This is a genomic window from Ensifer sp. KUDG1, from assembly GCF_050434285.1.
Taxonomy (GTDB): Bacteria; Pseudomonadota; Alphaproteobacteria; order Rhizobiales; family Rhizobiaceae; genus Ensifer.
The window spans coordinates 655,926-677,041 of the sequence record NZ_JBNDIG010000001.1 but is presented as its reverse complement, the minus strand read 5'-3'; the positions used below and the strand labels follow the sequence as shown (position 1 = coordinate 677,041).

18 protein-coding genes are annotated in these 21,116 nt (G+C 62.4%); 9 read left to right on the top strand and 9 right to left on the bottom strand.

All coding sequences use genetic code 11. The annotated features are described in order from the left end of the window. Nucleotides 1–8: 8 nt before the first annotated feature. The 4 genes from M2267_RS03355 to M2267_RS03340 form a co-directional block, all read right to left on the bottom strand. Nucleotides 9–827 carry an ABC transporter permease subunit gene (locus tag M2267_RS03355; RefSeq protein ID WP_192447783.1) on the bottom strand — a complete coding sequence of 273 codons (819 nt, stop codon included), beginning with the start codon at nt 825–827 and terminating at the stop codon, nt 9–11. A 3-nt stretch (nt 828–830) separates the two neighbouring features. Further along, nucleotides 831–1,742: an ABC transporter permease subunit gene (locus tag M2267_RS03350; RefSeq protein ID WP_043618213.1), complete on the bottom strand. Its 912-nt coding sequence runs from the start codon at nt 1,740–1,742 to the stop codon at nt 831–833. A 4-nt stretch (nt 1,743–1,746) separates the two neighbouring features. Then, entirely contained in the window at nt 1,747–2,889 is a 1,143-nt protein-coding gene (locus M2267_RS03345; RefSeq protein ID WP_205237069.1) for an ABC transporter ATP-binding protein, read from the bottom strand. 104 nt (nt 2,890–2,993) lie between these two features. Beyond that, nucleotides 2,994–4,088, bottom strand: a complete 1,095-nt coding sequence (locus M2267_RS03340; protein ID WP_043618210.1) for a polyamine ABC transporter substrate-binding protein — start codon at nt 4,086–4,088, stop codon at nt 2,994–2,996. Between the two features lie 335 nt (nt 4,089–4,423). Here M2267_RS03340 and M2267_RS03335 point away from each other — a divergent pair, with 335 nt between their 5' ends. Next, nucleotides 4,424–5,392, top strand: a complete 969-nt coding sequence (locus M2267_RS03335; RefSeq protein WP_429112466.1) for a fatty acid desaturase family protein — start codon at nt 4,424–4,426, stop codon at nt 5,390–5,392. On the opposite strand, the gene M2267_RS03330 is transcribed toward M2267_RS03335, so the two are convergent. Further along, entirely contained in the window at nt 5,386–6,795 is a 1,410-nt protein-coding gene (locus M2267_RS03330; RefSeq protein ID WP_429112464.1) for a helix-turn-helix domain-containing protein, read from the bottom strand. The two genes, M2267_RS03335 and M2267_RS03330, sit on opposite strands and share 7 nt — an antisense overlap. Nucleotides 6,796–7,023: 228 nt before the next feature. On the opposite strand from M2267_RS03330, the gene aceA reads away from it, so the two are divergent. The 3 genes from aceA to M2267_RS03315 all read left to right on the top strand — a co-directional run bounded on the left by aceA (nt 7,024) and on the right by M2267_RS03315 (nt 10,053). Further along, nucleotides 7,024–8,313, top strand: a complete 1,290-nt coding sequence (gene aceA / locus M2267_RS03325; protein WP_429112461.1) for an isocitrate lyase — start codon at nt 7,024–7,026, stop codon at nt 8,311–8,313. 121 nt (nt 8,314–8,434) lie between these two features. Beyond that, nucleotides 8,435–8,674 (top strand): SMc00767 family acetate metabolism repressor, encoded by a 240-nt coding sequence (locus M2267_RS03320; protein WP_034800815.1) that lies wholly within the window; start codon nt 8,435–8,437, stop codon nt 8,672–8,674. A gap of 269 nt (nt 8,675–8,943) precedes the next feature. After that, nucleotides 8,944–10,053, top strand: a complete 1,110-nt coding sequence (locus tag M2267_RS03315; RefSeq protein ID WP_429112458.1) for a helix-turn-helix transcriptional regulator — start codon at nt 8,944–8,946, stop codon at nt 10,051–10,053. Between the two features lie 67 nt (nt 10,054–10,120). On the opposite strand, the gene M2267_RS03310 is transcribed toward M2267_RS03315, so the two are convergent. After that, the gene (locus M2267_RS03310; RefSeq protein WP_429112455.1) at nt 10,121–11,002 is read right to left on the bottom strand and encodes a LysR family transcriptional regulator; all 882 of its coding nucleotides are present in this window, start codon (nt 11,000–11,002) and stop codon (nt 10,121–10,123) included. 89 nt (nt 11,003–11,091) lie between these two features. Here M2267_RS03310 and M2267_RS03305 point away from each other — a divergent pair, with 89 nt between their 5' ends. Continuing rightward, the gene (locus M2267_RS03305; RefSeq protein ID WP_429112452.1) at nt 11,092–11,295 is read left to right on the top strand and encodes a hypothetical protein; all 204 of its coding nucleotides are present in this window, start codon (nt 11,092–11,094) and stop codon (nt 11,293–11,295) included. A gap of 90 nt (nt 11,296–11,385) precedes the next feature. Here the strand turns inward: M2267_RS03305 and M2267_RS03300 are convergent, their stop codons facing one another. The 3 genes from M2267_RS03300 to M2267_RS03290 all read right to left on the bottom strand — a co-directional run bounded on the left by M2267_RS03300 (nt 11,386) and on the right by M2267_RS03290 (nt 15,832). Continuing rightward, complete coding sequence (locus M2267_RS03300) at nt 11,386–13,911, bottom strand: methyl-accepting chemotaxis protein (protein WP_429112450.1); 2,526 nt, start codon at nt 13,909–13,911, stop codon at nt 11,386–11,388. Nucleotides 13,912–14,265: 354 nt separating this feature from the next. After that, a complete protein-coding gene (locus M2267_RS03295) occupies nt 14,266–14,412 on the bottom strand; it encodes a hypothetical protein (protein ID WP_192447798.1) in 147 nt (48 codons plus the stop codon). Between the two features lie 235 nt (nt 14,413–14,647). Next, complete coding sequence (locus M2267_RS03290) at nt 14,648–15,832, bottom strand: NAD(P)/FAD-dependent oxidoreductase (protein ID WP_043617929.1); 1,185 nt, start codon at nt 15,830–15,832, stop codon at nt 14,648–14,650. A 123-nt stretch (nt 15,833–15,955) separates the two neighbouring features. On the opposite strand from M2267_RS03290, the gene M2267_RS03285 reads away from it, so the two are divergent. From M2267_RS03285 to pgl, 4 genes are all read left to right on the top strand, one after another. Then, on the top strand, nt 15,956–17,392 hold the full coding sequence (locus M2267_RS03285) for a glutamine synthetase family protein (RefSeq protein WP_043617932.1): 1,437 nt from the start codon (nt 15,956–15,958) through the stop codon (nt 17,390–17,392). Nucleotides 17,393–17,407: 15 nt separating this feature from the next. Further along, a complete protein-coding gene (locus M2267_RS03280; RefSeq protein WP_429112446.1) occupies nt 17,408–18,694 on the top strand; it encodes an NAD(P)/FAD-dependent oxidoreductase in 1,287 nt (428 codons plus the stop codon). Between the two features lie 209 nt (nt 18,695–18,903). After that, the gene (zwf, locus tag M2267_RS03275; RefSeq protein WP_043617937.1) at nt 18,904–20,379 is read left to right on the top strand and encodes a glucose-6-phosphate dehydrogenase; all 1,476 of its coding nucleotides are present in this window, start codon (nt 18,904–18,906) and stop codon (nt 20,377–20,379) included. Nucleotides 20,380–20,387: 8 nt separating this feature from the next. Further along, nucleotides 20,388–21,086 (top strand): 6-phosphogluconolactonase, encoded by a 699-nt coding sequence (gene pgl, locus M2267_RS03270; RefSeq protein WP_429112444.1) that lies wholly within the window; start codon nt 20,388–20,390, stop codon nt 21,084–21,086. Nucleotides 21,087–21,116: the final 30 nt, after the last annotated feature.

The window sequence follows — 21,116 nt, the reverse complement described above, 5'->3', positions numbered from 1 at the left end:
GCAGCGGATCAGGACTGGGCGAAGGCGGCCCGCTCGTCCCGCTCGCGTTGCGCCTCGCGCTGCTTGGTAACGATCGAGGCAACCACCACGCCGATCGCGACCACGCCGATGAGGATGGTGCAGATCGCGTTGATCTCCGGCGTCACGCCCAGCCGCACCTGGCTGTAGATCTTCATCGGCAGCGTCGTGGCGCCCGGTCCCGTGGTGAAGCTCGAGATCACCAGATCGTCCAGAGACAGCGTGAAGGCGAGAACCCAGCCGGAAAACACCGCGGGTGCAATGACCGGAAGGGTGATCGAGAAGAAGGTCGTCACCGGCGTGGCGCCGAGATCGAGAGCCGCCTCTTCGATCGACCGGTCGAAGCTGAGCAACCGCGACTGCACCACAACGGCAACGAAGCACATGGTGAAGGTGATGTGCGCCAGCGTGATCGTCCAGAAGCCGCGGTCGAGTCCGATGGCAACGAACAGCAACAGCAACGACAGGCCGGTGATCACCTCGGGCATGACGAGCGGCGCATAGACCATGCCGGAAAACAGCATGCGGCCACGGAAGCGGGTGTAGCGGACGAGCGCCAAAGCCGCGAGCGTACCGAGCACGGTGGCGAAGGTCGCCGAGATCAGCGCGACGCGGATCGTCACCCAGGCGGCATCGAGCAGCGCCTGATTGTGCCAGAGCTGCGCGTACCACTTGGTCGAAAACCCGGCCCAGACGGTGACGAGTTTCGATTCGTTGAAGGAGAAGATCACCAGAAGCACGATCGGCAGGTAGAGGAAGCCGAAGCCGAGCACGATCGAGGCGATGTTGAAGCGTGACCAGTTGCCCATGTCCTACCTCCCCTCGCTGTCGGCTTTGGCCTGGGCGTTCTGGAAGTAGACGATCGGTAACACCAGGATCAGAAGCAGGATCGTCGCCACGGCCGAGGAAACCGGCCAGTCGCGGTTGGCATTGAACTCGTTCCAGAGCGTCTTGCCGATCATCAACGTCTCCGAACCGCCGAGCAGGTCGGGGATAACGAATTCGCCGACGGCGGGGATGAAGACCAGCAGGCAGCCGGCGACGACGCCCGCCAGCGACATCGGGAACGTCACGCGCCAGAAGGCGGTAAACGGCGTGCAGCCGAGGTCGAGTGCCGCCTCTGTCAGGGTGTGATCCATCTTCTCGAGCGACGAATAGATCGGCAGCACCATGAACGGCAGGTAGGAATAGACGATGCCGATGTAGATCGCCCAATTGGTGTTGAGGATGATCAGCGGCTGGTCGATGACGTTGATGCTCAGCAGGAACTGGTTGAGCAACCCTTCGGGTTTCAGGATCGCGATCCAGGCGTAGACGCGGATCAGGAAGCTCGTCCAGAACGGCAGGATCACGAGCATCAGCAACGTCGGGCGAATGGTTTTCGGCGCCTTCGCCATGCCGTAGGCGACTGGATAGGCGATCAGCAGCGTCAGCACGGTCGAAACCGCCGCGATGATGACGCTCGACACATAGGCGTTGAAGTAGAGAACATCCTCCGTCAGCCAGACGTAGTTGTCGAACGAGAACTCTTTCGCCTTTTCAAGGATGCCGGACAAGCCACCGAAGAGATCGAAGACCGGCGTGTAGGGCGGCATCGCCACCGCCGTCTGCGACAGCGAGATGCGGAAGACGATGAAGAACGGGATCAGAAAGAAAAACAGCAGCCAGGCATAGGGGATGATGATGACGAGGCGGCTGAAAAGAGCGGATGCGACACGGGTCATGGCCTCAATCCTTCAGAACGACACCGGCGTCTTCGCCGAAGGAAACCCAGACCTCCTGGTCGTAGCCGAGCGGATCCTCGACCGCGCGCACCGCATTCAGCGACGACGCCTTGATCACGCGTCCATCCTTCAGGCGCACGTGGAAGACGGTCATGTCGCCGAGATAGCCGATATCCCAGATCTCGCCCTGAACGGCGTTGACGGGCGCATGGGCCGGCGCCTGACGGCTGACGCGGATCTTTTCCGGGCGGACGGCGACGGCCGACTTGCCTCCGGCAGCCGGCGTCTCGGGTGATGCCATGCGAATGGGGAAACCGTTCGTGCCTTCAAGGCGCACATAACCGCCCTCGGCCCCGGAGACCGCTCCTTCGAAAATGTTGACGTCGCCGATGAAGTCCGCGACGAAACGCGAGTTCGGCGCCTCGTAGATTTCGGCAGGGGTCGCCACCTGAATGACCTTGCCGTGGCTCATCACTGCGATGCGGTCGGCCATGGTCATTGCCTCTTCCTGGTCGTGGGTGACGACGACGAAGGTGAGGCCGAGTTCCTGCTGCAGATCCATCAGTTCGAACTGGGTTTCCTCGCGCAGTTTCTTGTCGAGCGCGCCGAGCGGTTCGTCGAGGAGCAGCACCTTCGGCCGCTTGGCGAGCGAGCGGGCAAGCGCGACACGCTGGCGCTGACCGCCCGACAACTGGTGCGGCTTGCGCTGGGAGAACTTCTCGAGCTTCACCAGCTTCAGCATCTGGGCGACGCGCTCGGCAATATCCGCCTTCGGCATGCCATCCTGCTTCAGGCCGAAGGCGATGTTCTTCTCCACGTTCATATGCGGGAAGAGCGCGTAGGACTGGAACATCATGTTGACCGGACGCCTGTAGGGCGGAATGCCGGCCAGGCTCTGCCCGTCGAGGATGATCTCGCCCGACGTCGGCTGTTCGAAGCCGGCGAGCATGCGCAGAAGCGTCGACTTTCCGCAGCCGGACGCACCCAGCAGCGCAAAGAACTCGCGCGTGTAGATATCCAGCGAAAGGTCGTCGACGGCGGTGAAATCGCCGAACCGCTTGGTCACGTTCTTGAAGGAAATGAATGGCTTGGAAGCGGGATCCGCCCAAGGGGCAAAGGACCGCCGGATACTGCCGAGAGACTTCATCATCTATCCCCGAATGATACAGCCGATGGGCACTCTCGTTTTCCCCGGTGCCCCCTTAAGAAAATTGCCCGGATTTTGAGGTCCGGGCAATTCGTTTTCCGCTCTTACTGGCCGGTTACGACCTTTGTCCAGAGTCGGGTCAACACCCTCTGTTCTTTCGCCTCGAAGGGCGTCACCGTGAACAGTTTCTGCATCACCTCGTCCGACGGATAGATGGCGCTGTCCTCCAAAACAGCCTTGTCAAGAAACTGCTGCGAGGCCTTGTTGCCGTTGGCGTAGAAGACGTAGTTCGATGCCTTGGCCACGACTTCGGGCTTCATCATGTAGTTGAGGAATGCGTGCGCCTCCTCGACGTGCGGTGCATCAGCCGGGATCGCAAGCATGTCGAACCACATCTGCGCGCCCTGCGACGGGATCGCGTAGTCGACGGTCACACCGGCCTTGGCTTCGGCCGCACGGTCGCGGGCCTGGAAGACGTCGCCGGAAAAGCCGATTGCAAGGCAGATGTCGCCGTTGGCAAGCGCATTGATGTATTCCGACGAATGGAACTTGCGCACGTTGGGACGGATGCTCGCCAGCAGCTCAGCGGCCTTTTCCAGATCGGCCGCCTCGTGGCTATCCGGATTGAGGCCGAGATAGGCAAGCGCCGAAGGCATGACGTCGGTCGGGGAATCGAGGATGTGGATGCCGCAATCCTTGAACTTCGCCGCCAGTTCCGGCTTGAAGATGACGTCCCAGTTAGGCTTCTCGTCGGTACCGAGGATCGCCTTCATCTTGTCGACGTTGTAGCCGATGCCGGTCGTGCCCCACATGTAGTCGATGGCATAGTCGTTGCCCGGATCGTACTTGGCCGTACGCTCCATGATCACATCCCACATGTTGGAAAGGTTCGGCAGCTTCGACTTGTCGAGCTTCTGGAACACGCCCGCGGCGATCTGCCGCTGCAGGAAGGTTGCCGTCGGCACCACCACGTCGTAGCCGGAGCCCCCGGCAAGCAGCTTCGTCTCCAGGATCTCGTTGCTGTCGAAGACGTCGTAGACGACCTTGATGCCGGTCTCCTTGGTGAAATCTTCCAGAATGCTGCTGTCGATATAGTCCGACCAGTTGTAGACGTTGACCACGCGCTCCTGCGCGGAGGCCAGCATGGTCGAGCCGGCCAGAACGGCTGCCGCCAGGGTTGTGACGATGAGCTTGGACATACAACTCCCCTCTTGGTTTTTTCGTATCGGGCCCGGCACACCGGGACACCCTCCAATTCGCTTCGTTCAGGCCGGAGGTTAGGCATCTTTCTCGATAACCTCAAGCGCTTTCGTGCCGATAAGAAGCGCCGCCCTGTGAGCCCGTCAGTTTCACAAGTCGAAGAAAAACGGGCACTTATGGCGGCTGGCTTCCAGCCTGTCGTCCTCGACCCGGCCGCGGCGGCACCGTTAACCATAGCTTTGCCGCCTCTGTACGGACCGCCATTTACGATTGATTAACCATGATCGCCATGCGATTTTCCCGACAGTAGCGGTGAAGGATCTCAGGTGTCGTCATGGGTGAGCAGGTCGTCGGCGGGAAAAGCCGCAGGATCGATCCGAAGCAGTTGAAGCGCCTGTCGGTGCTCGAGCCGCAAAAGGCCCTTGCGGCAATCGCATTCGACTGGGCGTTGATCGCATCAGCCATCGCCGTCAGCGAGTATTTCAGCAACCTCCTCGTCTACCTCGTTGCCGTGGTGCTGATCGCCGGACGCATGCATGCGCTCGGCTGCATGATCCACGAGGCTGCGCACTACCGCATCATCCGCAACCGGAAACTCAGCGACTGGATGAGCGATCTGTTGCTCGCCTGGCCGGTGCTGGCCACCGTCGACGGCTATCGCCAGAACCACCTCGCCCACCATCAGCATGCCAATACCGATGAGGATCCGGACTGGACGGCGAAGCTCGGCATGCCGCAATTCACCTTTCCGCAAAAGGTCGCGCGCGGCATCACGCAACTGCTCGGCTATCTCGTCGCGGTCAATTCGCTACGCGACATGCTGCACATGGCAAAGCGCATGGGAAAGAACGATCGCTCGACGCTTCAGTACAAGCTGCTGCGCATCGGCTTCTACGTCGCCGCCGCCGCGATCTTCACGTTCTTCGGCATCTGGCGGGAAGTGGCGCTCTACTGGGTGGTGCCGTTCCTCACCTTCTTCTGCCTGTTCCTTTATATACGCAGCGTCGCCGAACATTTCGGCAGCATGGACTACAGCGACGAACTGACGAGTTCGCGCACGGTCTATCCCCATACCTGGGAGAAGCTGTTCTTCGCACCCCACAACATCAACTACCACCTGGAGCACCATCTCTATCCGGGCGTACCGTTCTACAATTTGCCGGAACTGCACGCGCTCCTGATGCGCAACACGGCCTATGCCGACAAGGCGCACATCACCCGCGGCTACACGACGGGACTGCCGGCAGAATGCTTCGCGGCGAATGCGCCGCTTCTGCCCAACCAGCACCCCGTCAGCTACTGAAAATCGAAGACGCTGAGCCCCGTCGCCATTTCGTCGAGGCCGAGCGGCCGGGTGACCGGCGGCTCGGCGCGTGCCAGACAGCCCTGACGCTCGCAGAGCCGGCAGGCGGCACCGATCGCGATTGCCGGCGGCAGCGCGGCTCCATAGACGGTCTCGTCGGCAACCGACGCCTCGCAGCCAAGAAGAAGCGCCGTGCGCCGGACGCGCTCATGGAACGCCGCCTGCGGCCCCTCCAGCGTGCGCGCCACCGTCAGGAACGCGGCACCGTCGGGCATTTCGACACGATCGACCAGGACCTGCCCCGGCACCGAGAAGGCGGCGTGGATATTGAGCTTCGGACAGCCACCACCGAATTTCGCCTGCGGAAAGCCCGATGCGCCGGCCCGCCGCAACCGGTGGCCGGCATTGTCGATTTCCATCAGGAAGAACGGCAACCCCTGGGCACCCGGGCGCTGCAGCATGGTCAGCCGGTTGGCGGCCTGCTCGAACGAGACCTGGAAGCGAGCGCGCAGGACATCGATGTCGTACTTCGCCCGCTGCGCGGCGGCAAGGAAAGCGGCATAGGGCATCATCAGCGCGTGCGCGCCATAGCGCGCCAGCTCGAAGCGAGCGATTCGGCGCGCTTCGGCCGTCGAGAGCCTTAACATCCCAAGCTCCGCCGTGATCGCCTCATGACAGGCAATCGACACGGCCTCCATGGCGATCTCGCGCAACTGGTCGTAGGGCGACAGCCGCTCGGAGACGAAGAGGCGCATGGAGTGCCTGTCGAAGCGACGGCGCAGGTTCGGCATGGCGCGCACCGGCAGGCTGCGCACGACGAGGCCGTGCTCCTTCTTCAGCCAGGCCTTGAGCGCGCCGATCAGATCGTCACCCGGCGACAGCGCCTCGTGGAAGGCTTCCGCCGCCGCCTCGATGCCGGCGAAATAATTCGGCCGCCCCTCGAAGGTTTCGCGCACCTCGTCCATCGGCAGCCGCGTACCCGAAAGCGCCTCCATGTGCCCCTGCCCCGCCAGAAGGTCCGCCAGATCCTTGAGGCGCGAGGCCTGTTCGCGATAGGCGCGATAGAGCTTGACGACGCCGCCGGCGGCATTGGGGGCAGCTTCCGCCACCTCGATCAGCTCCTGCTCTCCCGGCAACTCGGCCGACAGCAGCGGATCGGCGAAAACCTCGCGCAATTGCGTGAGGCTGCCGCCGGTTTCGCCCTGCAATTCGTCGAGATCGACCTTGTAGACCGAGGCAAGCTTCAACAGCAGCTGAACCGTCAGCGGCCGCTGATTGCGCTCGATGAGGTTGAGGTAGGACGGCGAGATGCCGAGCGCCTCGGCCATGGCCGTCTGGGTCAGCGACAGGCCATTGCGAATGCGCCTGACACGTGGACCGGCAAAGATCTTGTTCTCAGCCATTTGTAACTACCTTTACAATCTGCGCAACACAGGGCGTTTTACATTCTTTACAAATTTACTTCGCCGCTCTGTCAAAGGCAAGACAAGATAACCCTTTTGATCTCATCAATTCATTGTTTCCAATAGCCGAATACTGCAGCGCAATGTAAAAACTGTCACATGAACTCGAAACACAAGGCGCCATACGACAAAAGTCGAATGGGTGTTTGATTTTGACAGGAGGAAGTAATGACTGATTTTTACAAGCTCGTTCCCAGCGCACCGCAAGGCCGCTTCGATGGCGTCGATCGCCCCTACACCGCAGAGACCGTGAAGCGGCTGCGCGGGTCGGTCGAAATCCGCTATTCGCTGGCCGAAATGGGCGCGAACCGCTTGTGGAAGCTCATTCACGAGGACGACTTCGTCAACGCGCTCGGCGCGCTCTCCGGCAACCAGGCCATGCAGATGGTCCGCGCCGGCCTGAAGGCGATCTATCTCTCCGGCTGGCAGGTTGCGGCCGACGCCAACACCGCTTCGGCCATGTATCCGGACCAGTCGCTCTATCCGGCCAATGCCGCGCCTGAGCTTGCCAAGCGCATCAATCGCACCCTGCAGCGCGCCGATCAGATCGAGACCTCCGAAGGCAAGGGCCTTTCGGTCGACACCTGGTTCGCACCGATCGTCGCGGACGCCGAAGCCGGCTTCGGCGGCCCTCTCAACGCCTTCGAGATCATGAAGGCCTTCATCGAGGCAGGGGCTGCCGGCGTCCACTACGAGGACCAGCTTGCGTCTGAAAAGAAGTGCGGCCATCTCGGCGGCAAGGTGCTGATCCCGACGGCGGCTCATATCCGCAATCTGAACGCGGCCCGGCTTGCCGCCGACGTCATGGGAACGCCGACGCTGGTCATCGCCCGCACCGATGCGGAGGCCGCCAAGCTCTTGACGTCCGATATCGACGAGCGCGATCGCCCCTTCGTCGATTACGACGCCGGCCGTACGGTCGAAGGCTTCTACCAGGTGAAGAACGGGCTTGAGCCCTGCATCGCCCGCGCGGTCGCCTATGCGCCGCATTGCGACCTCATCTGGTGCGAAACCTCCAAGCCGGACCTCGAGCAGGCCCGCAAGTTCGCCGAAGGCGTGCACAAGGTGCATCCGGGCAAGCTGCTTGCCTACAATTGCTCGCCGTCGTTCAACTGGAAAAAGAACCTCGACGACGCGACGATCGCCAAGTTCCAGCGGGAGCTCGGCGCGATGGGCTACAAGTTCCAGTTCATCACGCTGGCCGGCTTCCACCAGCTGAACTTCGGCATGTTCGAACTGGCGCGCGGCTACAAGGCACGGCAGATGGCCGCCTATTCGGAGCTGCAGGAGGCGGAATTCGCCGCCGAGGTCAACGGCTACACCGCCACCAAGCACCAGCGCGAAGTCGGCACCGGCTATTTCGACGCCGTCTCGATGGCCATCACCGGCGGCCAGTCCTCGACAACAGCGATGAAGGAATCGACCGAGCACGATCAGTTCCGCCCGGCCGCAGAGTGAAAGCCCGGCGGGAGCGTGGCAATCCCTGCCCGCTGCGCTCCTGCCGACCCCTCGTAAGTGAAATGGATGCGGGCGGAAAACCGCAAACACGCTCCAGCCTCGAACCTCAAGGAGAAGTCCAATGACAGTCCAGACACGCGTCAAGGAACGGGCCGAGGAACAGTCTTCGGCGATGACCCCGGACCAGCAGGCGGCAATCCGCATGGTCGCCAACGACCTGCACCGCCTCAACCAGTCCGTGATGAAGGCCGTCGATGCCGGCGTTTCCGTCGAGCTCGTGCGCTCGGCTCGCCACCACGGCGGCGAAGGCAACTGGGGCGACCTGCTGATCCCGGTTATCGTCACCCAGGGCCGGCCATGATGCTCACCACAACGCTGCTTGCGGCGATCCTGCTGTCGCCGCTACCGCTCTGCCACACAGCTGTGGCTGCAGCGATTAAAGCAACCAAGGGTTGATTTTGCCGAAGGCGATTGAAAGTGGGAGAAATTGGAATGGCCGGCGCTTTGCCGGCTATTCTGCGTTGTCAGGATGGTATCGCACGCAACGAATGCTTGTCTCCACTATTTCAGGTTGATCGAATCTGCGATGCCTGGCTATATTAGGCATACCTGTCTTAGGCAAAGGCACGCATGTATCGTTCGACGAAACCTGCAGATACCGCCGAACTGACGGAGCTGATCTACGGCGCCGCCTTTGGCGATTGCGGCTGGCAGGATTTTCTCGACCGGCTGACGACGACCATGCCCAACGGGCGTTCCGCGCTCCATTACCATGACCTCGCGTCGCCATCGGCCTGCGTGCCCTATGTCTCCGGCTTTACCCCCGATGCCATCGACCAGTTCAACGATCACTTTGCGGCGATCAACCCCTGGATACCGAAATCGGTTCTCGTGCCGGTGGGGCGCGGCCTCTCGGGAGAGCATATCGTCTCGCGCGCGGAGCTGACGAAATCAGAATTCTACAATGACTGGCTGAAGCGCCAGACCGGCAGCGAGACCACGGTCGGCGTGACCATCGTGCGCAGCCCGACGCGGACCTTGCTCCTGTCGACCTGCACCTCTTCGACGGACGAGGACCTCAACCAGCAGGCGGCCGACCAGTATACGCACCTTGCACCCCACCTGAAGCGCGCCTTCGACTTCCTGCGGCGGCGCGATCTGATGATGGCAGAGCAGCACGAAGGCCGCACGCTGCTCGATACGATCGGCGTCGGCGTGATCTATGTGGGCGAAAATCTGCGCATCCGCTCGATGAACCACAACGCCGAACGGATGGCGGCGAACGGCTCCCCGTTCCGGATCGCGGTCAACGGCCGCCTGTTCATGGACGAACCGGAAACCAATGCGGCACTCGAGCTTCTGGCCTCGCCGGTCGGCGCCCCGGCGCAGCCGCAGCTGCGCGTCGTCAGGACCGCCGAACACGGCGCCTTCCGCATCACCCTGGTCCGGCGAAACGCCACCATCTTTACCGAGCTTCTCGACGGGCCGACGGTTGCGGTTCTGATCGAGCCTGCAACGTCGCTCATCGGCGACCTCAGGCACGACCATCTGAAGGACAATTACGGCCTGACCCCGGCTGAAATCCGCATTGCCTGTAGTATCGCCGCCGGCCTGACGCTGAAGGAAATGTCGCAGGCCAACGGCGTCAGCTACGAGACGACCCGGACACAGCTCAAAAGCATCTATGCCAAGACCCGGGTCAATTCGCAGGCCGCACTCGTCAAGCTGCTGATGCGCTGATCCGTACCCACGAAGCACCCGGGCGGCGGCGTTCCCTGCAACCGGAGCCAACAGTGGCTTGCCTGTCTCAGCTGCGGCGCGGTCGCTTTCCGGCAAAGATATCCACGTGACTGCGCAAGAGCTTCGTCATGCGATCGACCACCGTTCGTATCTCCTTGCGATGCCTGTCCTCATTGTTCATGACGATCCATTGCCGGTGCCGGAGCGCCGGGATCTCCTCGCCGGCGCGCTCCAGCATCGGATCGAGATCGCCGACAAAGCAGGGAAGCACCGCACAGCCGGCGCCGGCGCGTGCGAGATCGAGCAGTGAGCGCGGCCGCGTGACCGTGGCGACGATCCGTCCCTCCCAGCCCCCCTTCACCTGCTCGTGCGGCCAGCGCAGATAGGCGGAGATCGCCTCCTCCTCGCCGACGGCCACCCATCGCGCGCTCGCGCCCGGCAGCGCGTTCTTCCGGCGATAGGCGGCATAGGCGACGTCGCCGACCGGACTTGCCGCCAGATAGGCCTCTTCCGGCTCGAAGGCGCGGATGCCGATATCGGTCTCGCGGTAGGCGAGGCTGGCGCGCGTCTCGCCGACGGTTATCGCCAGGCTGAAGCCGTCCCTTTCGGTGCAGAGCGCCGGAAAATTCTCCGCCAGCAGCCAGGCGATCCAGGTGCCGACGGTGATGCGGACCGTCGCGCCCTCGCCTTCCTGGCGCCAGCTCTCGACCCGGCGCGCCGCCGATTCCATTTCCTGAAGCTGCTCGAACAGAAGTTCGCCATCGCCGGTGAGCTGGTAGCCGGTCTGGCTGCGCAGAAACAACGTGCGGCCGGTGCGTTCCTCAAGCTCCAGCATCCGCCGGCCGACGGTCGCCGGGCTGGAGCCGAGCGCCTGCGCTGCTCCGGTGAGCCCGCCGGCGCGTGCCACGCTCATGAAACAGCGATAGATATCCCAATCCATGTCTTTCATCGGTGAAAAACATAGAGCGATATCCAATGTATGTAAAACTGGTTTTGCTGCATAAAAGAAGTGATGCCCATAAACCAAGGAGCATCACGATGGAATCGATGGCAATGGTCTTTATAGTGGATCTGGCGCTCAAGAACCGCCGCTGGGACGCGGATTTCGACCCGAAGCCGCCGGGCTTTCTCAAGCGCAGCATCGCAGCGCTTGCCGCCAGACTTGCCGGGCACCGGATGAGAAATTCCGGCGCCGATAAAAAAAGCACCGCGAAGCCCTGCGGCCACGCGGTGCAATGTTAGCCCCTGCCCTTGTTATGTCGCACGGCATCGGGTGCCGTGCTTTCGGCTAGCGACGTTGCCTGCCGCCAGCGAAACCCTTTGCCGGACGCCTCAGGCTGCCCGGTAGGTGTCGTAGTCTTCCGCCGCCGGCTCCAGCCGGAACTGCTCGACCAGCATCATCAGCGTGTCGGCCTGGTTTGAGAGCGCGCGGCTCGTCGCCGTCGCCTCTTCCACCATCGAGGCGTTCTGCTGCGTCATCTGGTCCATCTGGTTGACCGAGCCATTGACCTCGTTGAGCGCTACGGCCTGATCCCGGCTTGCGGTCGCAATCATCTCGACATGCTGGCTGACGGTGACGATCTGGGCGCTGATCGAGGCGAGCACTTCGCCGGTTTCCTTGACCAGGTGCGAACCGGCATTGACCTCGTTCGTCGACTTGTTGATGAGCCCCTTGATCTCACGCGCGGCCTCCGCCGAGCGCTGCGCCAGTTCACGCACTTCCTGGGCGACGACGGCAAAGCCCTTGCCGGCTTCACCGGCGCGCGCCGCTTCGATACCGGCATTGAGCGCCAGGAGGTTGGTCTGGAAGGCGATGTCGTCGATCACCTCGATGATCTGCTCGATCTGGCGCGAAGCTTCCTCGATGCGTCCCATGGCGGCGATCGCGTTGGTGACGACGGTCGCCGAACTGTCGGCGCTGCGCTTCGTCTGGATCACCGCATGGTTGGCCTCACCGGCACGCTCGGCCGAGGAACGGACAGTAACGGTGATCTGGTCGACGGCGGCCGCGGTTTCTTCGAGCGAGGCGGCCTGGGCCTCCGTGCGCTTCGACAGCGAATCTGCCGCATGATGCATGCTGGAGCCGCTCTCCTGGATCGCCTGCGCATTGGCGCGGATCTGGGCGAGCGTGTCCTGCAGGCGGATCAGCGAACCGTTGAAGTCCTGGCGCAGCTGCTCGAGGCGACCGTGGAACGGCACGTCGATCTGGCGCGACAGGTCGCCCTGGGCCAGGCGGCCAAGGCCAGCGGCAAGTTCGCTGACGGCGAGATCGATCTGGCGATCGAGCTCGCGCTTTTCCTGGTCGTTGCGGCTGCGCTCCATATCGGCGCGCGTCCGCTGCTCTTCGCTTTCGGCCTCGATGCGGACCTTGGAGAGCGCGTTCTCCTTGAACACGCCAAGGGCGCGCGCCATGTCGCCGATTTCGTCGCGGCGGCCGTCGCCGTCGATCGTCGTGTCGAGGCGGCCATCGGCGAGACGACGCATTGCTGCGGTGATCTGGCCGATCGGCTTCTTCAGCGTCAGCGTCAGGGCGATGCCTGCCAGAAGCGCGATGACGACACCGGCAACGGTCGCGGCGACCGAGATCTGGTTCGCCTCGTTACGCTCGGTTCCGGCGGCAACCTTCTGCTGTTCGGCAAATTCGGTGAGGTCGGTCCAGATCTGGTTGATCGATTGTCCGGCGGCGTCGAAGTCTGCGGTGCGCTTGACGGTGATCTCGACGAGCGCTGCGGCATCCTTCTTCATCGCCGTCAGGATCGGCATCAGCGTGTCGGCGATCTTGTCGAAGGAGGCGCCGTCGCTCGCGACACCGCGAAGCGTCGCCATGTTCTGCTGAACGGCGAGCGACTTGTCGAGCAGCTTCTGGCGATTGCTCTCGTTCGTCAGGCCCATGAAGGTGGCGGCGGAAATCTGGATATCGGTGATCGACGACGAGAGACGACGGGTGGCGGTCAGAACCGATTCCGTCGTGACGATCTGCTCGTCGAGTTCGGCGAAAATCCGCGTCGCGTCGCGCATCTTGCCGACGGACGCCGCTTCCAGGCGGAAGCTCGCCGTGCGGAAGCGGTCGACATATTTGGAGATCCCGGCAAGCGTTTCCGGTCCGGCCGGCGCCTTCAGGATGGCGCCGATCTCGCTCGATGCCGAGGTGATGGTCTCGGTAAGCGACTTTTCGTCCTTCGGCAGCAGGCGGAAAATATCACGCTCGGTGCGGCCGATCATCGGGAAGCGTTCCTTGACCGCCTTCAGCTTCTCGTCGACCGTGATCGCCTTGCTCACTTCGGTGCCGAACTCATTGAAGAAGCGGCTTGCGCGCATCAGCTTTTCGGCTTCGCGCAACATGGTCTTGGCGGCGTTCTCGCTCTTGCGAACGGCGTATTGCAGGCGGTTCGATTCTTCGTTGATCTTGGCGCGCTCGATCAGCAAGGCGTCGAGGTTCGAGTTCATTGCCGTGCGCAGGTCCTGCTCGCCAACGTGCAGCGTCCAAAGGCCGCCGATGCGGGCCTCGATGTCGCTCGTCGCCGCGATCGCCGCCTTCAGTTCGTCCTGGCCGTTCTGGCCGGCGACCTGTGCAGCGGTATCGGCGAGCACGTCCTTCTGTGCCGAGATCGTCGACTGCACGGCATCGCGGGTTTCTTCGGTGGTCGAATGCAGGAAGGCGTTCATGCCCGCATAGACATCCTTGAACCCGCTCAAGGTCTGCAACACGCTGTTGGAGATCTCCATGCGTCCCTGAAGCAGGCCGGACGCATAGAGGCCGGTGATACCGACGGCACAGATGCTGACGACGAAGGGCAGGATGAAAAACAGCACCTTCGTCTGGATCTTGAAACGGGCAAGAATTCTATCGATGAACATGGAAAACACCTTGGCTCGCAGCTCGCATTCGCCTCCCCCGACGGCTCGCTAGGTCTCCGCACTCAACGACAGGGCGTGAATGTGCGAACGATCGAGAGCCACCCGATGCGCAAACAGGCTGATGTTTTTCGAAAAATCATGCGGCGCACACCGCCAGTCCGTCGGCAATCATTGCGGATCCACGGCGCCACTCCTCGGCAACGTGAACCTGACGAAACTCACATCGTCGCACTATCTGTTTTGAACGATTAAAATTTGTATAAGCGCATTCAACCCGCGGCAGAAAATCCGTAGGCGTGCGCGGGCGCGTCAAATGCGCCCGCGAGGCGGCCGCTTAAGGCCGATCCCCTGAACTCAGAACCAGAGAGCCGGAAGGGCTGCGAGGGCGGCAACGGCAAAGAATGCAATCAAGGCGAGGCGCGTGAGTGCGGCCTTCTGCTGACGGCTTTCATCGGTGCGGGCGATCGCGATGGCGCGGGGACGGCGGCGGATTTGGTTCATGGCATCCTGTCCTTGTCACATTGACCGGCAACGCTGGGTCCGCATGACCCATATTGCCCGTCACAGTTATATTGCAGCCATGCCGTGGCGGAAGAAAGTCAAAAAATCAGAAACAGTGTTATTTCCGTTTACGCGACAATCCGATCCCACCAACTGCCGGCTGTGCCGATAAGGATAAAGGTTCGGCGAGATATATTAACAATCACTGAAGCTCGCCCCGCCAAAACCGGGGAAATCAGGCGTCCTGGCCGGCCGCAAAGCCCGACGCCCAGGCCCATTGGAAATTGTAGCCGCCGAGCCAGCCGGTCACATCGACGCACTCGCCAATAAAATAGAGCCCCGGCACAGCCTTTGCCTGCATCGTCTTGGAGTCGAGCCCGTTGGTATCGACGCCGCCAAGCGTGACTTCGGCCGTACGGTAGCCTTCCGAACCGGCTGGCTTGATGGTCCAGGCCTGTATCGAGGTGGCAAGCTGGTTGATGGTCTTGTCCGAGAGATCGGCCAGCTGGCGCCCGGTCAGCTTTGCGCCGTCGGCGAAAAACTGTGCCAGCCGCCGCGGCAGGATATCACCGAGTGCCGTCTGCGCCGCCTGCTTGCCGTGACTGCGCCTCGCATCCTTGAGAAGGGAGGCAATGTCGATGTCGGGCATCAACCTGAGCACGATCTCCTGCCCCTCGCGCCAATAGGAGGAAATCTGCAGGATGGCCGGGCCGCTCAGGCCGCGATGGGTGATCAGCACCGCCTCGCGGAACGCCGTCTTGCCGGATCGCGCTTCCGCATCGGCAGCGACGCCGGCCAGATCACCGATCGCTTCGAGCTGCGCCGGATCGAGCGTCAGCGGCACGAGACCGGGACGCGTTTCGATGAGCCCGAGGCCGAACTGCTCGGCGATCCGGTAGGCAAGCCCGGTCGCCCCCATCTTCGGGATCGACTTGCCGCCGCTGGCAACGACCAGCGACTGCGCATCGATCGGTCCCTCGCCCGTCATCACGCGAAAGCCGGCGCCATGGCGCTCGACGCTCTCGATCGTCGTTTCGAGGCGAAGATCGGCATGCACGTCGCGCATTTCGGACAGCAGCATCTTGATGATGTCTTTCGCCGAATGATCGCAGAAGAGTTGACCGAGGGTCTTTTCGTGCCAGGCGATGCCATGCTTTTCGACAAAAGCGAGGAAATCGCGCGGCGTGTAGCGCGCCAGCGCCGACTTTGCGAAATGCGGATTGGCGGACAGAAAGTTCTTCGGCCCCGCGTGGATATTGGTGAAGTTGCAGCGGCCACCGCCGGAGATGCGGATCTTTTCACCGGGCGCCTTGGCATGGTCGAGCACGGCCACGCGGCGGCCGCGCTTGCCCGCCTCGATGGCGCACATCATGCCGGCGGCACCGGCGCCAATGATGACCACATCTGTCTTTTCAGCCACGAAACACTCCGCTCGTTTGTCCTTCCATTCCGGGGGCAAAGCAGAAAGTCAATGATCAAGCCCATCTAGCCAATTGCCAATCTGTGGTTATGATGCGCTATCCGAAGCCAAAACCGGTGATTTATGCCCTCAAAGAGAAGTGCTGCCCAACAAACAACGAAAATCAGCAAGACTTCGAAAATACCCCCCGCCCTCCACTCCCTCCGCGGTGTGAAGACCTGGAAGGAAGCCACGGACTGGCTCAAGATCCGCGGCATCGAAGACGTCGAATGCATCACGCCCGACCTCGCCGGCGTTCCGCGCGGCAAGATGATGCCGACCTCGAAGTTCACCTCCAACACCTCGCTGGCGCTGCCCTCGGCCGTCTACCGCCATACGATCTCGGGCGAATATCCTGATGAAACCGGCCAGTTCCGCTACGATTCCCGCGACAGCGACATCAAGCTCGTGCCCGATCTCTCGACCCTTTCGGTCGTTCCCTGGGAGACCGACCCGACGGCGCAGGTGATCTGCGACATCGTCGGCTCGCAGGGCGAGCAGATCAGCTACACGCCGCGCAACGTGCTGAAGCGCGTGGTCGATCTCTACAAGCAGAAGGGCTGGAAGCCGGTCGTCGCACCCGAGATCGAATTCTACCTCGTCGCCACCAATGACGATCCCGACTATCCCCTGCATCCGCCGAAAGGCCGTTCCGGTCGCTCGATCCTCGGCGGCCAGGGCTATTCGATCGCCGGCATCAACGAATTCGACGAACTGATCGACGACATCTATCACTTCTCAGAGAAGCAGGGTCTCGAGATCGATACGCTGATCCACGAAGAAGGACCGGCGCAGCTCGAAATCAACCTGCGCCATGGCGATCCGATCGAGCTGGCCGACCAGGTCTTCCTGTTCAAACGGACGATCCGCGAGGCGGCGCTGAAACACGGCATTTATGCCACCTTCATGGCCAAGCCGATGCAGGGCCAGCCGGGCTCGGCGATGCACATTCACCAGTCGGTGGTCGAGATCAACACCGGCCGCAACCTGTTCTCCAACCCGGACGGTTCCGCATCGAAGGAATTCTTCCACTTCATCGGCGGCATGCAGCACTATGTGCCCCGCACGCTGGTGATGATGGCGCCCTATGTGAACTCCTTCCGCCGACTGACGCCCGACATGTCGGCGCCGGTCAACACCGCCTGGGGCTACGACAACCGCACCACCGCCTTCCGCATCCCCGTGTCGGAGCCGGTCGCCCGGCGTATCGAGAACCGGCTGCCGAGTTCGGATGCCAATCCCTATCTGGCGCTCGCGGCCTCGCTCGCCTGCGGCTATCTCGGTATCATAGAACAGCGCGATCCGACGGCGCCGACCGAGGACACGGCCAACGAGGGCGAGATCGACCTGCCCCGCGGCCTGCTCGAAGCCGTTGCGCTGCTGGAATCGGCACCCTCGCTTGCAGATGTGCTCAGCCCCGAGTTCATCGCCATCTATGCCGGCGTCAAGCGTGGCGAGTTCGAGACCTTCATGCAGGTCATCAGTCCCTGGGAGCGCGAATTCCTGCTTCTCAACGTCTGACCTCAGAGGTTCTCCATGCCCTGGCAAAGCCCGATCTCGCCCGGTTACTCCTGGTATGAGGCGACTGTTCCGGACCGACCGGACTATCCGCCCATGCCGGGATCGCGGAAAGCCGATGTCGCGATCGTCGGCGGCGGCTATACGGGACTTCAGGCGGCTTACAACCTTGCCAAGCAAGGCGTCGACGTCACCCTGATCGACGCCTGCCGCTTCGGCGACGGTGCCTCTGGCCGCAATGGCGGCCAGTTCGGCACAGGTCAACGCGCCTGGGCGGACGAGACGGAAGAGAGCCTCGGGCACGAGCGGGCGCAGGCGCTGTTCGACATGGCCGAGAACGCCAAGCGTTACGTGCTCGACTTCGCGAACGCGCACGAGATCGACATCGAATTCGTGCCCGGCCAGCTCTCGGTCGGGCACAAGCAAAGCCTCGAAAAAGACTATCGCGACCATGCCGAGGCGATGGCGACACGCTTCGGCTATCCGCACCTGACCTTCATGGAGCGCGAGGAAACCGCAAGCCGGCTCGGATCCGACCATTACCACTTCGGTATTCGCGATGCCGGCACCGGCCACATCCACCCGATGAAGCTGCTGGTCGGCCTTGCGAAACAGGCCGCGCTTGCCGGTGCCAACCTCTTCGAGCAGACCAAGGCCCTGAAGATCGACCGCCAGGGCGGCGCGATCGTCATCACCACCGACCGCGGCACGATCACCGCCGACCGCGTGCTCGTCGCCTGCAATGCCTATATTGGCAACCTGGAGCCGGTGAGCGCCAGCCATGTCATGCCGATCCGTTCCTTCATCGGCGCGACGACGGTGCTTTCGGACCACCCTGACGTCATTCCCGGTGGTGAGTCGGTCGACGATTCGCGCTTCGTCGTGCGCTACTTCCGCAAGTCACGGGATGGACGGCTTCTGTTCGGCGGCCGCGAAGCCTATACCGCCGACAATCCGCGCGACATCTCCACCCATATCCGCCGGCAGATTAGCGAGATCTATCCGCAGCTCGCCAATGTCGAGATCACCCATGCCTGGGGCGGCTCCGTCGGCATTACCATGCCGCGCACGCCCTTCTGTCGCGAGGTCATGCCCGGCGTCACCTCGATCGGCGGCTATTCCGGCCACGGTGTGATGCTCTCCAACTATTGCGGCAAGCTCTATGCGGATCTCGCGCTCGGCAAGGACACCGAGCTCGACCTCTTGAAGGCGCTGAAAATTCCGGCTTTTCCGGGCGGAACCCGGTTCCGCTCCGCCCTTCTCTTCTTCGCGCTTAGCTGGTACGCATTACGCGACAGGTTCTGAAGAAGGCTTGCGGCGGCATTTTATTGCGCCGCGCTTGAGATCACGATGATTTTGGGTCGGCTCGACCCAAAATCATAAACGTGTTCGATAGTTAGAAGATAATGCGGGATGCGGGCGGAAAACCGCACGCACTTTTCCTCATCCCGCACTAGCGCCTTTAAATCGATTAGATTATATGTGCCCCTGACCTGAACAGATCGAGATATCCCATGAGCAGCCAGATCATTCCCGTCGAACCATTTGACTATGTGGTGTTCGGGGGCACCGGCGATCTTGCGGAGCGCAAGCTGTTGCCGGCGCTCTATCACCGGCAATTGGAAGGCCAGATCACCGAGCCGACGCGCATCATCGGCGCCTCGCGCGCGGCACTCAGCCATGAGGATTATCGCAAGTTTGCCGTCGACGCGCTGAAGGAACATCTGAAGCCGGAAGAGTACAAGGAAGAGGAAGTCGCGAAGTTCGCTGCACGCCTGTTCTACGTCTCCGTCGACGCCAAGTCCGACCAGGGTTGGGACGCGCTGAAGAAGATCCTCGAAGAGGGCAAGGAGCGCATTCGCGCCTTCTATCTCGCCGTCGGCCCAGCGATCTTCGGCGACATCTCCGAGCGCATCCGCGACCACAAGCTGATCACCAAGAACACCCGCATCGTCGTCGAAAAGCCGATCGGCCGCGACCTTGCGTCTGCGACCGAACTCAACGACACGATCGGCAAGGTCTTCCGCGAAGAGCAGATCTTCCGTATCGACCACTATCTCGGCAAGGAGACGGTGCAGAACCTGATGGCGCTGCGCTTTGCCAACGCGCTCTATGAGCCGCTATGGAACTCTGCCCATATCGACCACGTGCAGATCACCGTGTCGGAAGCCGTCGGACTTGAAAACCGCGCCGGCTACTACGACAAGGCCGGCGCGCTACGCGACATGGTGCAGAACCACATCCTGCAGCTCGTCTGCTTCGTCGCCATGGAAGCGCCGACCTCGATGGACGCCGAAGCGGTGCGCGACGAGAAGCTCAAGGTTCTGCGCGCGCTGAAACCGATCACCTCGTCGAATGTCGAGCAGGTGACGGTGCGCGGCCAGTACCGCGCCGGCGCTTCGGCTGGCGGCCCGGTCAAGGGGTACCTCGAAGAGCTCGAAGGCGGCGTCTCGAACACGGAAACCTTCGTGGCGATCAAGGCCGAGGTCAGCAACTGGCGCTGGGCCGGCGTGCCCTTCTACATTCGCACCGGCAAGCGCCTTGCCGGCCGCATGTCGGAAATCGTCATCACCTTCAAGCAGATCCCGCACTCGATCTTCGACAACAATGCCGGCCGTATCTCGGCCAACCAGCTGGTCATCCGCCTGCAGCCGAACGAAGGCGTGAAGCAGTCGCTGATGATCAAGGACCCGGGCCCGGGCGGCATGCGTCTGCGCAGCGTCTCGCTCGACATGAGCTTCGCCGAGGCTTTTGCGGTGCGCAATGCGGACGCCTATGAGCGGCTGCTCTTCGACGTCATCCGCAACAACCAGACGCTGTTCGTGCGCCGCGACGAAGTCGAGGCCGCATGGAAGTGGGTCGATCCGATCCTGAAGGCCTGGGAAGAAACCGGACAGCAGGTCCAGGGCTACACCGCCGGCACCTGGGGCCCGAGCCAGTCGATCGCGCTGATCGAGCGTGACGGCCGGACCTGGAACGACGCGATATAGGTGCGCCGATGACGTCTAAGCTTCATACATTCGAAAACGGCGCAGCACTGGCGCAAGGCCTTGCCGATGCCGTCGGCCAGGCGCTCGCCGCCGGCATCGCCGCACGCGGCTCCGCGAGCATCGCCGTCTCCGGCGGCTCCACGCCCAAGGCATTCTTCCAGGCGCTGTCGAAGAAGGACATCGCCTGGGATAAGGTGACGGTGACGCTGGTCGACGAGCGCTTCGTGCCGCCGGAAAGCGACCGCTCCAACCATGGCCTCGTTGCGGCCAACCTGCTTCAGGACAAGGCCGCTGCAGCGACCTTCCTGCCGCTCTACCAGGCGGCCCCGACGGCGGAGGCTGCAGCTGATCTGGCAAGCCGGGAAACGGCGAAGATCGCTGCACCGTTCGACGTGGCGATCCTGGGCATGGGAACGGACGGTCACACTGCATCGTTCTTCCCGGGCGGATCGCAACTCGCGCGCGCCATCGATCCGGTAACGCCGCGCGGCGTGATCACCATGGAAGCCGAGGGTGCCGGCGAAACCCGCCTGACCTTTACCTTTGCCAGCCTCCAGGATGCACGGCTTCTGGTGCTGCACATCGAGGGCGAAGGCAAGAAGACGGTTCTCGCCAAGGCCGAAGAAGCCGGCGACGAAAAGGACATGCCGATCCGCGCGATGCTGCGCCGCGCCGCGTCGCCGGTGCAGATCTACTGGGCGCCGTAGATCGGAATGATGTTGGGCCGAACCGGCCCG